Origin of the sequence: Pantoea sp. ARC270 (genome assembly GCF_003236725.1) — a bacterium.
Taxonomy (GTDB): domain Bacteria; phylum Pseudomonadota; class Gammaproteobacteria; order Enterobacterales; family Enterobacteriaceae; genus Pantoea; species Pantoea anthophila.
Window position 1 is genome coordinate 271569 of record NZ_PUGA01000001.1, and the last position, 12097, is coordinate 283665.

At 56.1% G+C, this 12097-nt stretch carries 12 protein-coding genes; 5 read left to right on the top strand and 7 right to left on the bottom strand.

Annotated features, from left to right (window positions below):
* Window positions 1-68: 68 nt before the first annotated feature.
* Together CKF42_RS01290 and ascF are read right to left on the bottom strand one after the other, a co-directional pair.
* Window positions 69-1499, bottom strand: a complete 1431-nt coding sequence (locus CKF42_RS01290) for a 6-phospho-beta-glucosidase (protein ID WP_111207282.1) — start codon at window positions 1497-1499, stop codon at window positions 69-71.
* Between the two features lie 36 nt (window positions 1500-1535).
* Complete coding sequence (ascF, locus tag CKF42_RS01295) at window positions 1536-2981, bottom strand: PTS cellobiose/arbutin/salicin transporter subunit IIBC (RefSeq protein ID WP_111207283.1); 1446 nt, start codon at window positions 2979-2981, stop codon at window positions 1536-1538.
* Window positions 2982-3237: 256 nt separating this feature from the next.
* Here ascF and CKF42_RS01300 point away from each other — a divergent pair, with 256 nt between their 5' ends.
* On the top strand, window positions 3238-4254 hold the full coding sequence (locus CKF42_RS01300; RefSeq protein WP_111207284.1) for a LacI family DNA-binding transcriptional regulator: 1017 nt from the start codon (window positions 3238-3240) through the stop codon (window positions 4252-4254).
* Here the strand turns inward: CKF42_RS01300 and CKF42_RS01305 are convergent.
* Window positions 4251-5000, bottom strand: coding sequence for a DNA-binding transcriptional regulator YciT (locus CKF42_RS01305; RefSeq protein ID WP_111207285.1), 750 nt, complete (start codon window positions 4998-5000; stop codon window positions 4251-4253). The genes CKF42_RS01300 and CKF42_RS01305 overlap by 4 nt on opposite strands.
* Window positions 5001-5074: 74 nt before the next feature.
* Window positions 5075-6337: a DUF1479 domain-containing protein gene (locus tag CKF42_RS01310; protein ID WP_111207286.1), complete on the bottom strand. Its 1263-nt coding sequence runs from the start codon at window positions 6335-6337 to the stop codon at window positions 5075-5077.
* Window positions 6338-6590: 253 nt separating this feature from the next.
* On the opposite strand from CKF42_RS01310, the gene CKF42_RS01315 reads away from it, so the two are divergent.
* Window positions 6591-7412 (top strand): Cof-type HAD-IIB family hydrolase, encoded by an 822-nt coding sequence (locus CKF42_RS01315; RefSeq protein ID WP_146239912.1) that lies wholly within the window; start codon window positions 6591-6593, stop codon window positions 7410-7412.
* A gap of 35 nt (window positions 7413-7447) precedes the next feature.
* Here CKF42_RS01315 and CKF42_RS01320 read toward each other — a convergent pair whose 3' ends face one another.
* Window positions 7448-7834, bottom strand: coding sequence for a helix-turn-helix domain-containing protein (locus CKF42_RS01320; RefSeq protein WP_111207288.1), 387 nt, complete (start codon window positions 7832-7834; stop codon window positions 7448-7450).
* A 111-nt stretch (window positions 7835-7945) separates the two neighbouring features.
* On the opposite strand from CKF42_RS01320, the gene CKF42_RS01325 reads away from it, so the two are divergent.
* Window positions 7946-8995, top strand: a complete 1050-nt coding sequence (locus CKF42_RS01325) for an NAD(P)-dependent alcohol dehydrogenase (protein ID WP_111207289.1) — start codon at window positions 7946-7948, stop codon at window positions 8993-8995.
* Window positions 8996-9194: 199 nt separating this feature from the next.
* On the opposite strand, the gene CKF42_RS01330 is transcribed toward CKF42_RS01325, so the two are convergent.
* Together CKF42_RS01330 and CKF42_RS01335 are read right to left on the bottom strand one after the other, a co-directional pair.
* Window positions 9195-9878 carry a hypothetical protein gene (locus CKF42_RS01330; RefSeq protein ID WP_058957095.1) on the bottom strand — a complete coding sequence of 228 codons (684 nt, stop codon included), beginning with the start codon at window positions 9876-9878 and terminating at the stop codon, window positions 9195-9197.
* Between the two features lie 178 nt (window positions 9879-10056).
* Window positions 10057-10281 (bottom strand): hypothetical protein, encoded by a 225-nt coding sequence (locus CKF42_RS01335; protein WP_009092851.1) that lies wholly within the window; start codon window positions 10279-10281, stop codon window positions 10057-10059.
* A 214-nt stretch (window positions 10282-10495) separates the two neighbouring features.
* On the opposite strand from CKF42_RS01335, the gene CKF42_RS01340 reads away from it, so the two are divergent.
* The gene (locus tag CKF42_RS01340; protein WP_009092853.1) at window positions 10496-10801 is read left to right on the top strand and encodes a hypothetical protein; all 306 of its coding nucleotides are present in this window, start codon (window positions 10496-10498) and stop codon (window positions 10799-10801) included.
* A gap of 174 nt (window positions 10802-10975) precedes the next feature.
* Window positions 10976-12067: a diguanylate cyclase gene (locus CKF42_RS01345; protein WP_111207290.1), complete on the top strand. Its 1092-nt coding sequence runs from the start codon at window positions 10976-10978 to the stop codon at window positions 12065-12067.
* Window positions 12068-12097: the final 30 nt, after the last annotated feature.

Consider the following 12097-nt stretch of genomic DNA (forward strand, 5'->3'; position numbering starts at 1 on the left):
TGCGTGCATACCTGCGGCGTCGCTGACAGGCGTATCACCGCAGACATATTAATCAATAAGTGACGTTGTCACTCAAGATCGGCTCCGTTGCTGGCAATGACCTTCTTATACCACCAGAATGACTTCTTACGCGTGCGGGCCAGCGTACCACGCCCGAGATCGTCGCGGTCAACATAGACAAAACCGTAGCGCTTACTCATCTCACCGGTTGAGGCCGCCACCAGATCGATGCAGCCCCAGCTGGTGTAGCCCATGACCGGCACGCCATCTTCAATCGCGTCACCCATAGCGCGGATGTGTTCACGCAGATAGCTGATGCGGTAGTCATCATGGATTTCGCCACTGGCATCGGGTTCATCGCGTGCGCCCAGACCATTTTCGACCAGGAAAAGCGGCTTCTGATAGCGGTCATACATCATGTTCATGGTGATCCGTAATCCGAGTGGATCGATGCCCCAGCCCCATTCACTGCGCGGCACATGGGGATTCGTCAGAGACTTCACCACATTGGCGGCGCTGCTGTTCTGCTCGTTCATCTCCGCCGAGGCGCAGCGTGAGGCGTAGTAGCTGAACGAAACAAAATCGATGCTGTTTTTCAGAATCTCTGCGTCACCCTCCTCGATCTTCAGCGTTACGCCTTTCTCCCGAAACAGCCGGGCCGCGTAGGCGGGATAGGCGCCGCGTGCCTGCACATCAATAAAGAAGAGGTTTTCGCGATCTTTCTCCAGCGCGGCCCAGACATCCTCCGGTTTACTCGACCAGGGGTAGAAGTTGCCGCCCGCCAGCATGCAGCCAACCTGGTTAGCCGGATTGACCTCATGCGCAATGCGGGTCACCTGCGCGCTGGCGACCAGTTCATGATGCGCCGCCTGATATTTCACCTGCTCCGGATTTTCGTCGGGTTCAAACACCAGTCCGGCACCGGAGAAGGGGCTGTGGAGCAGGATATTAATCTCGTTAAAGGTCAGCCAGTATTTCACCAGACCATCAAACGCCTCGAAACAGCTGCGGGCATAGCGGGCAAAAAAGTCGATCATTTTGCGGTTACGCCACGAGCCATACTCCGTCACCAGATGCATCGGCACATCGAAATGGCAGAGGGTGACCAGCGGTTCGATCTGATGTTTCCGGCACTCTTCAAACACTGAACGGTAAAAAGCAATGCCTTCCGGGCAAGGTGTCAGCTCATCGCCGTTGGGATAGAGACGGCTCCAGGCAATTGAGGTGCGGAACACGCTGAAACCCATCTCCGCCATCAGCGCGATGTCCTCCCGGTAGCGATGATAAAAATCGATCGCATTATGGCTGGGGTAGAACTCGTCGTCGCGAAGCGCAAACCGTTTTTCAAGACCGAGTTTGACCGGCATCCGGTGCGGGCCATGCGGGATCATATCGACGGTGGTTAACCCTTTTCCGCCTTCGCGAAAACCGCCTTCGCTCTGGTTGGCGGCCAGTGCACCGCCCCATAAAAACCCTTGCGGAAACCTTGATTCAGACATGCATTCCTCTTTTCCGGGTCGGTAAGACCCTTTCCTTTAGTGACTGTTAATGGCGTTAACGCGTTCGGGTACGGCTGCCGGTTGTGCCGCGGTGGTGGCGTCGGTTTCGGGGATATCTTCAAAGCCTAACAGCAGCGTCAGCACAAACGACAGCACCACAGACAACACCATCACCGCGCCGACCCAGACAATACTCATCGGGTTGGTGGGATCAAAAAACTGCACGCTGGTAAACAGGCCAGGCGACGCCATCGAGTGGCTGGCCAGCCCGCCAATGCCTGCTACCGCGCCGCAGATAAAACCGCTGATCAGACAGGCGACCAGCGGGCGTTTCAGGCGGACGGCCACACCATACAGCGCAGGTTCTGAAATGCCGGCAACGATAGCGGAGGCCGCCGCCGCGAGCGCGGTCTGACGCAGTTCCCGGTTTTTGGTGCGGAAGGCTACCGCCAGAGACGATCCCCCCAGCGAAAGGTTGGCACCAATCTCGGAGGGCATCACCATGCCCTCTTTGCCGGTTTCAGCAATGGTCTGAATGATGGTCGGGGTAAACACCCGGTGCATACCGGTCATCACCAGCAGGGGCCAGATCGCGCCCATAATCGCGACCGAGAGCCAGCCGAGATAGCCATGGACGGTGTAGACCAGCGCAGAGATGCCGCTGCCGATCCAGATGCCAATCGGACCAATCAGCACGATCGCGATGGGTGCGGCAATCAGCACAATCAGCATCGGTTTCAGAAAGTTTTTGGTGACGGCCGGGGTAATGCGGTCCACGCCGCGCTCAATGTGTGACAGGATCCAGGTCATCACCAGCGCCGGAATCACCGTGTAGGTATATTTCACCGCCGTGACCGGAATGAAGGCAAATTCCACGGCCTGACCCTGCGCCGCTTTCGCCATCAGATCGATAAAGTTAGGGTGCACCAGCACGCCAGCAATGGCGATCGCCAGCGACATATTGGTTTTAAACTTCAGCGCGGCAGAGGCGGCTACCATCACCGGCAGGAAGAAAAAGGCCCCGTCACCAATTACGTTGAGGATCACCAGCGTAGAGGAGCCTTTTTCAAACACACCGGCCATATCCAGTATCATCGCCAGCAGCTTAACCATCGACCCGCCGATAATGGCCGGGATCAGCGGTGACATCGTGCCGACCAGCGCATCCAGAATGCCTGCGCCGATGCTTTTCAGCGTGATTTTGCGTTTTACCGGCGTGGATGAGGCGGCAGGGGAACCCATCGCCTGCAGCGCCTGAAAGGCCTGAGAGACGTTATTGCCAATGATCACCTGACACTGGGTGTCGTTGTGAACCACGCCCATCACGCCATCGATCGCTTTCAGCCGGGGATAGTCCACCCGGGTTTCATCTTTCACCACAAACCGTAGTCGGGTCATGCAGTGCGTTACGGCTTCGATATTGTTGAGGCCGCCTAGCGCATCGACGATGGCGCGTGACACCTCGGCATAGTTTCTGGGCATGATCGCTCTTCTCTGTAGGGTAAATCGGTCAATGTTGTTATGTTTTTGCGCCTGCCTGCAGGCAGATAGGAAACCGGTTTCACAAAATCATGAAGGGCTTTTATGAGCGGGACAAGCCTAAAAATCAGCCAGATTTTCGTTTTGTGACCGGCGTCACCTGCCATTGGCGCAAAGGCCGGCTGAGCGCGAGGGTAAATATTTCCAATATTGAGAGGCTTAGGTAGACTGCAGAACGACGCAGTAAAGGAGCATCAGCATGGCAACGATTCAGGAAGTGGCGAACAGGGCGGGCGTCTCAAAAGCGACAGTGTCACGCGTGCTCTCCGGCAACGGGTATGTCGGTCAGGAAAAGCGTCAGAGAGTTCTCGACGCGATTGCCGAAACCGGCTACCGCCCTAATCTGCTGGCGCGCAATCTGGCAACGAAAAGCTCTCAGACTATCGGGCTGGTGATCACCAACACCCTCTACAGCGGAAGCTACTTCACGGAACTGATGGCGCACTCGGCGCGCATACTGGAGCAGCAGGGCCGCCAGCTGATTCTGGCCGATGGCAAACATACGGCGGAGCAGGAGCAGGCGGCGATTCAGTTTCTGCTCGATCTGCGTTGCGACGGCATCATCATCTACCCGCGCTTTCTGTCCATTGATGCGCTGGATGCCATTATCTCCCGTCACAAACAGCCGATCCTGGTCATTAACCGGCGGCTGCGTGTCAATCAAAGCTACTGCATCTACAGCGATCAGCACGCCGGCAGCGTCACGGCGGTGAGTCATCTGCTGAATCAGGGGCATCGCGACATCGCCTTTATTACCGGCTCGCTCGATTCCCCGACCGGGGTGGAACGCCTCTCCGGCTATCGTGCCGCGCTGGCAGCACAGGGTATCGACGCCGATCCGGCGCGTATTGTGTCAGGCCGCTGGACGGCTCAGAGCGGGATGGAGGCCGTGGATACGCTGCTGGCACGTGGGGTCGCCTTCAGCGCGCTGGTGGCGAGTAATGATGAGATGGCGATCGGGGCGATCAAACGGCTTACAGCGTGCCGGATAGCGGTGCCGGATCAGGTTTCAGTGATCGGTTTCGATGATATCCCGCTGGCACCCTACATCACGCCGTCATTATCCAGCATGAAACTACCGGTGACGGAGATGATCAATGAGACGATTCATCGCCTGCTGACCATGCTGGATGGCGGTGACTGGTCTGCTCATCCCCCCTTTACCGCCAGCCTGATGCTGCGCGATTCGGTCACGCAGGGACCAGGCGCGGTTTAACCCCTGGCGACCGTTATCACGTTAACTGCGCGCGCCTTAAGCTGCTCTGCCGTGACGGCATCCAGCGTTTCATCGGTAATCACATGCCCGACCTGATAACCGGATGAGAGCGGATAGGGATGGATCTGGCCAAATTTAGAGGCGTCGGTCAGGGCGTAGTTTTCCGCCCCTTTTGCCAGAACGGCATCCACCACATCACAGCGCAGCATGTTGCGTCCGGTAAAGCCGGTTTCCGGATGCCAGCCATCCACGCCGACAAATGCCCGGTGAAAGTGAACCTGCTGAATGGAGTAGCGGGTCAGCGGGCCGACGACCGACTCACTGCTTTTCTGCAGCATCCCACCCAGCACAATCACTTCGCAGGCCGCCTCACGCAGAAGCTGGGCAATGTAGTGGCTGACGGTAATCAGGGTCAGATCGGCACGGTCGGCCAGCGCGCGCGCCAGCAGGGCGTTGGTGCTGCCGCCTTCAATAAATACGGACTCCCCCGGCTCAACCAGACGGGCTGCATGATGCGCCAGCGCCTGCTTGATGGGATAGCGGGTGTTCAGGCGGGTACCGACATTATCGCTGTCCAGCGCCAGCGCAGAGCCGTGAACCCGCCGCAGCAGACGGTCACGCTCCAGCAGCGTGAGATCCTGACGCACGGTAACTTCAGAAACCCCGGTGAGCTGTGCCAGTTCACTGACCGTCACGCTGCCCCGGCTGTTAACCAGTTGAATAATCTGATGATGTCGCGGATTCATAATGGGATGTCGCAGAAAAACAGGAGTGGCAGTGTATCAGGGTTTTCCCCGCGCCGGTGCAGCGCGGGGGCAGATCAGGCTAAATCCAGCGAGCGACGTCCGTTAAGATTGAGATCTTCCGGCCTGAAACGTTGATCCCACGCCGCTTCATAATGCTCCGGGGGAAAATCGCCTGGCGAATGGCCCTGCGCCAGCGCCTGTGCGACATGGCGGGCATAGAGGCGGTTTTTTTCACACAGCGGGGCGGCCGGAATGTACATCACATTGCTCCAGCCCTGCTGATCCCTGACCGGCGCTACGGCGTGAATCACATCACAGTGCCACCACACCGAATCCCCTGCCTCTAAGGCCGGTATCGGACAGAGTCCGGCCATCAGGTGCGGATGCCACTGCTCGTTAACCGGCAAGACCCGGCCTGGGGCAACGCCGCAGAGCTCATCTTCCGGTACATCCGAAAGCAGTGGACGCAGCAGCACATAAGCCATCGCCTGCGGCACCGGCACGACGTGCAGCAGGCCCTGACCGGGGATCATATCAGAGAGGGCAGTCCAGCCCTGAAAGGTGCGGAACACAGAACATTTGGTGGTGCCAGGCAGATCATACTCATCCACTTCAGTGCGGTGTGCCGCGTCCCAGGGGTCATAAGCGGCAAAGTCACCGTGAAACAGCTTACTGAAAACCTGCTGATAAGCCGGGAGCAGCCAGCGTTCCAGCGCGCCGGAATCGGTATGAGCCCCTAATCCGCCGGAGGTGGTGCCAGGCAGGCGACGGCGAATGCGATCGGGATAGATGATGCTGACATCCGGGTCAAACCACTCTTTGCCCTGTGAATCAAAGGTCCATAACCTGTTCAGGAAAGATTGTGCGTGCGCCATTGCCGGGCTTTGTCGCGCCTGCATTTGCGCCTGCGACCAGTAAACAGGATAAATTTCAGGACGCGAGGCGGCCAGCGTGCCAAAAAAATCATCGCCCGGCCCGCGATACTGTTCGTCAAACCGGTTGAGCTCCAGATAGTCGAGCATTGACTTATCCCAGGCCAGTGCCTGGTCCCGGGGAAAGTGCTGCTTAATCACGACACAGCCGCGCCGTTTAATCCGCGCCCGGGTTTCATCTGAAACCTGTCCCTCTGCAATATCCTGCATCGGCACCACTGGCCAGGCGCTGCCCGTCCACTCCTCATCCGCTTTTGCCTCCGTAATCGCCGCCTCGATGTTGTCACACACCTGCCGGAACAGGCCTTCAACATCACCTATCTGCTGCCGCAACTGCTGTTTCACTGCGCGTATTGCCGCTTTGACGTCTTCCGGTAATGGGGTCGATCGGGTCTCATCACGCATCTCATGCTCCTCACTATTCGGGTTGAGTTACGAATGTAATTAAAATAACCTTCATTCGTAATTTATGGCTGAGATTAACATCTTTTTAACGCTCCGAAACGTGCGTGATAACACAACTCCGGAACCGGAAGGCTCCGAAAGCCGTTAGCAACGTCACTATTTGCATTCTCATTAATCCACACAGCGAGTAAGCTTTATGAATCAAATCAATCAGCCGAAAGGACAGAACGGCGACTCTATAGGGGCAGGTGAGATGGCGGTTAAGATGATTGCGGTGGATATGGATGGCACCTTTCTGGACGACAACAAAGCGTACAACGTTCAGCGGTTCTCACGGCAGTATGCGCTGCTGAAGCAGAAGGGCATCCGTTTTGTGGTCGCCAGCGGAAACCAGTATTACCAGTTACAGCGCTATTTTCCCGACATCAAAGATGAGATTGCGTTCGTCGCAGAGAATGGCGCGTGGGTTTCAGACTGCAACGAAGAGATCTTCTGTGGCGAGCTGGCCCGCGAGAAGGTGCACAAGATTCTGGATATCCTGGCGCATGAACCCGATATTGCGGTGGTGGTGTGCGGGCGTAGTGGCGCTTACATGCACGCATCTGCTTCTGACGAGGTGATGGCAAAGCTCTCAAATCACTATCACCGGCTGGAAAAACGCGATGACCTCTATGCCATTGACGATACAATTTTTAAGTTCTCGCTGAATCTGGAGCATGAAGGGGTGGATGCCCTGCTGCAACGGCTGCATGCCAGACTCGGCGAGCTGGAAAACATCATGCATCCGGTCTCCAGCGGGTTTGGCTTTATCGACCTGATCATTCCTGGCTGCCACAAGGCGCATGGCATTGCGCTGCTGCAGGAGAAGTGGGGCATCAGCGACTGCGAAGTGCTGGCCATCGGTGACAGCGCTAATGATATTGAGATGCTGCGTCAGGCCTGTTTCAGTTTCTCAATGGCGAATGCCGCCGCTTCTGTCGCCGCCGTGGCGCGATATCAGACGCAAAGCAACAATGAAGAGGGGGCGCTGAATGTGATCTCCCGCGTGCTGGCGCGCGAATTTCCCTTTGAGTGAGGCCGGGCCGGGCTGACAGGCCCACCTGGTCCTCCTCACGCCTCCTGGTGGCTGCGCGCGTGATCCTCCATTTCATCCAGCGCAGCCTGATTTTCCAGGCCCCACTGATACATCTGCTCAATCGGCCCAGCAAATGTCATGCCCAGCGCGGTCAGGCTGTACTCCACTTTCGGCGGCACCACCTGCCAGACATGGCGTGCAACCAGCCCGCGCTGCTCCAGCTCGCGCAGCGTCTGAATCAGCATCTTCTTTGAAATTCCCTGCAGGCTCCGCTCCAGTTCACCCGTGCGCGCACGGTGTTCCGGCCAGTGATAAAGCGCATGCAGCACCATCGTGCTCCACTTGACGGAAAAGAGTTCCAGCAGGCGGCGCGGCGGTGAATCCGCATAAAACAAAAGTTTTCCATCAACCCAGGCGGGCATCATTGCCTCCTTCGCAGGGTGGTAACCAAAAGGTAACTACTACCAAAACCGATCCCATGTGTCTATAGTGTGCCGCTTTCTTTACGACCATCAGGTGAGAAGAGGCAACAGATGAAGATTAATGCACTGGTCGCCAGTCAGGCAGATCAACCGCTGCGAGCGGGTCAGGTGGAGTTACGCGAGCTTCAGGCTGACGATGTTAAACTCGAGATCCTTTACTGCGGCGTCTGTCACTCCGATTTGCATATGGCGCGCAATGAGTGGGGCGTAAGCCGCTATCCGCTGGTGCCGGGTCACGAAATTGTCGGCCGGGTGGTGGCAGTGGGTGAGAACGTCACTCAGTTTGCGGTCGGAGAGATCGCCGGGGTCGGTGTGATGGTTGACGCCTGTCGCGAGTGCCATTTCTGCCAGCAGCATGAAGAGCAGTATTGTGAGGCAGGCTTTACGCCGACCTACAACGGAACCGATAAGTACACCGGTAACACGACCTTTGGCGGCTATGCCCAGCATGTGATTGCCGATCACCATTTTGTCGTGCGGGTGCCTGATAACCTGGCGCTGAACGCGGTGGCACCGCTGCTCTGCGCGGGCGTCACCGTCTGGTCACCGCTGCGCCACTTTAATGTTAAAGCGGGGGATCGCGTCGGGGTAGTAGGCCTGGGCGGCCTGGGCCATATGGCGGTTAAGCTGGCCAGTGCGCTGGGCGCAGAGGTCACCTTGTTTACTACCTCGCCAGAGAAAGGGGCGGATGCCCGCCGGCTGGGCGCTAAAAACGTGGTGGTTTCCCGTGACGCGGCCCAGATGGCGGCCTGTCAGGCATCGCTGGATATCATTCTGGACTGCGTGGCTGCGCCACACGATCTCGATCCCTATCTGAATACGCTGAAAACCAACGGTCAGCTGGTGCTGGTGGGTATCCCCGATCAGCCTCATCCGTCACCAAATGTGACACCGATGGTGTTCCGCCGTCTGAGTATTACCGGCACCTCAATTGGCAGTATTCAGGAGACGCAGGAGATGCTCGACTTCTGTGGGCAGCACAACATCACGGCGGATGTTGAGATGATTACCGGTGAAGAGGTCGAAACGGCCTTTGAACGTATGCTGACCAGCGATGTGAAATATCGGTTTGTGATTGATATGCAGAAAACGCGCTGGTAACGCAGGGGGCACGCTGTGAAGCGTGCCCGGCACGATGCCCGCGTTTCTGAGTGAGCGATGATAGTTACAACATACTTTGCATTTCTGAATCAGGTTTCAGATAGCCGGGTGCGAAAAGGCTTTACAGCCAGACCGGGCCTGTTGCAGCAAAAAATACCCGGCTTGCGGGCCGGGTATCCTCTCGATTCTGGCGTTTTAGTTACGCCTGCGCGTCATCCGCTTTATCCTTCGCCGCTTCCTCTTTCTCTGCAGCATGAGTGAAAGGTTTGAGCAGCTGTATATCCAGAATCACATAGACCATGGTGCTGATGAACAGCGAAATCACACTACCGAAGACGCCGCTGGTGGTGAAGGTCAGATAGTTATAGGTGACCAGCCAGGTCAGACAGATAAACAGCGCGAGAGAAATGTAGAGATTGGGCACGGAGTAGTTACTGGTGCCGCCCCCCTGGGTATGGGTAGCTTTAAACAGATTGCCGATGGAATATTTTTCCAGCACCAGGATGGCATTTTCCCAGTTACGCTGTTTACGCGCGCTGGCGCGTGTCAGAAACAGATAGAGAATAGAGACAAAAAAACCGGAGAAGGCGATCAGCACCGGAATCGCCTCCAGGGCATATTCGATGCTCTTATGACCGGTGGTGGTGCTGAGATCCAGCGTCAGCGAGGCACCGAGCGCAGCATATAAAAACAGGAACAGCAGCATAAATGTCAGAGTGCGTTTCCAGTCACCGTCGATCTCTGCTTCTTTTTGCTGGATAGCCAGCTGAAGCGATTGCTGAATCTGTCGTGCCTGAGGTGAATCTGTGTCGAGCGTGTCGCAGGGCGCAGCAAAGAAGTTATGCATAAACAGCGCATCTTCTTTCTGAATAGTGATTTTCATCATAAACCTGTGTGCGGAAAAATTTCCTTTATTCTAATCGGCACGACATGAATTAACAGTCACTTTGCCTTTTAAGCCCGCATTAATGGGAAATATACCTTCTCCCGCTTGTCCTTATGGGTGAGATTAACGGCCAGGATTTCACGGCTTTTCTGAAGCACGCAGTAATCGGGCATGACTATTTCTCCACAGGTGTGTCGAGCGCCTTAAACTGCTTGATGGCGTCATGAATGTTATTGGTTTCCACGGTCGCAATGCAGCGGTCACCGTTGAAAACATCATAACGGGCATTGCGCAGCTGAAACAGCAGATCGCGTCCCCGAAAGTGGATGCGTTTCTGTCTGACGCCAATGCCATGCCGCCGTAACAGTGCCTGTGACAGGCGATCGGTCTCTTTAGTCATTCCGTTAGCCTCCCGGCAGTACGTGGTCACTGCCAGTAAACCTGATAAACATTAGTTTTATATTAAGAGACAACCCTGTTTTTCGCATGGCCATCCGATGAAGCGGGACGAATGCCCTGCAAAGTGAAGAAGATGCGGGACAGAGGCGGTTTCTGACTTAATAAACCGTAAATGCGGTACACTCATCTCACCCTTCGCCACGAGACAGACTGCTATGAACGACAAGAAGATGATTTCCATTGATCAGTTCAACGCTGATGAACGACTGGCCGTCGAACAGACCGTTAAAGGGCTGATGGAAAAGTATCGTCAGCGCACCGGTAAAGAGCCGGATAGTAAAAAAGAAAAAGAATTCAGCAGTGAAGCGCGTCGGATCGTTATGACGGCAAAGCAGGAAAAAGAGAAAGCGCAGGCGCTGAAGGCGAAAAAACCCCTCCGCAAAAAGAAACCCTCCTCACTGACAGCCAGTGAAGTCAGCGACTTCAGCTGGTCCGCCTCGGTTGCTAAGGGCCGAAGATAAAAACTTCCCCATCGCGCTGACAGGCGACAGCAGTCATCTGTCAGCCGAACAATATCGGCTTTTAATGCGTAGTCGATCATTCTTAATCCGGCAATAAGAATATTCTGCAAACATATTACTTTTATTCACCAGTTTGGATAAACTGACGTAACCTTTCGCTGCTTCAGTCTGCATATGAACTATTACACACCTGACGATGCTCAACTGAGGCGGCGCGCCAGCCGATTCGTGCGCCGTATGTTTATGATGCGTCAGCTCGGTACGCTGCTCTGCTTTTTGCCCATCCTGTCAGTGCTGATGGAGCGGGGGAAATGCGCGGAACTCTGCCTGCTGCTGTTCGTCAACGCGTTTGTCTGGCCCTATGCCGCCTACAGGCTGGCCTTACGATCGCGCGACCCCACAGGATTTGAACGCAAGAGTCTGACGCTGGATGCGGCTTTTGGCGGCGTCTGGGTGGGGATGATGGCGCTGAGTCCTTTCCCCTCACTGGTTATCATGGCCGTACTGATTTCTGACCGCTATTCCGCGGGCGGCTGGGTACAGCTGAAATCTGCGCTGCAGGCCTTTTTGCTCACTTTTGTGCTGGTATGGTCAGTCGCGGGTGCACCGATCATGCTGAACTTCTCTACCCGTACCGCCTGGCTGACTCTGCCACTGGCCAGCGTTTATCTGCTGGCGCTCAGCGTGGTTTCGCACAATCTGACGCTGAGCCTGCGTAAGAAGAATCGCGAGCTGGAGCGCATCGCGCTGATGGACCCCGGCCTGAAAATCCCGAACCGTCGTCTGTTTGAGCAGCGACTGGAAAGCGAATTTCTGCGAACTCAGCGAGGCGAGGGCAACGCCTGGCTCATGCTGCTGGATGTGGATCACTTCAAACAGGTTAATGACACGTTTGGCCATGAGGCGGGCGACTTTCTGCTGACAGAGATTTCGGCACTGTTACGCAACAGCGTCGGTCTGAAGGATATTCCCGCCCGATTTGGCGGGGATGAGCTGTGCGTCATTGTGCGTGAGGCCGATGAAGCCAGCATCCTGCGATTGGCTAAAAAGATCCAGGAAGGCATTACCTTGCTGCGGTTGCCTGCTTCGCCCACTTTTCAGAGTTCGGTGAGTATCGGGATTGCTTCAGCGCGCGAAGCGGCTTCGATTCATGAATGGCTGCGACGCGCTGATGAGGCGCTTTATCAGGTGAAGCGCGCCGGACGCAATGATGTGCATGTCTGGCGGGCTTCCTCCCTCAACACACTCAGTGAAGTACGCGACTGAAAAAGTCCAGAGCCTGAGACACTCTCAGGC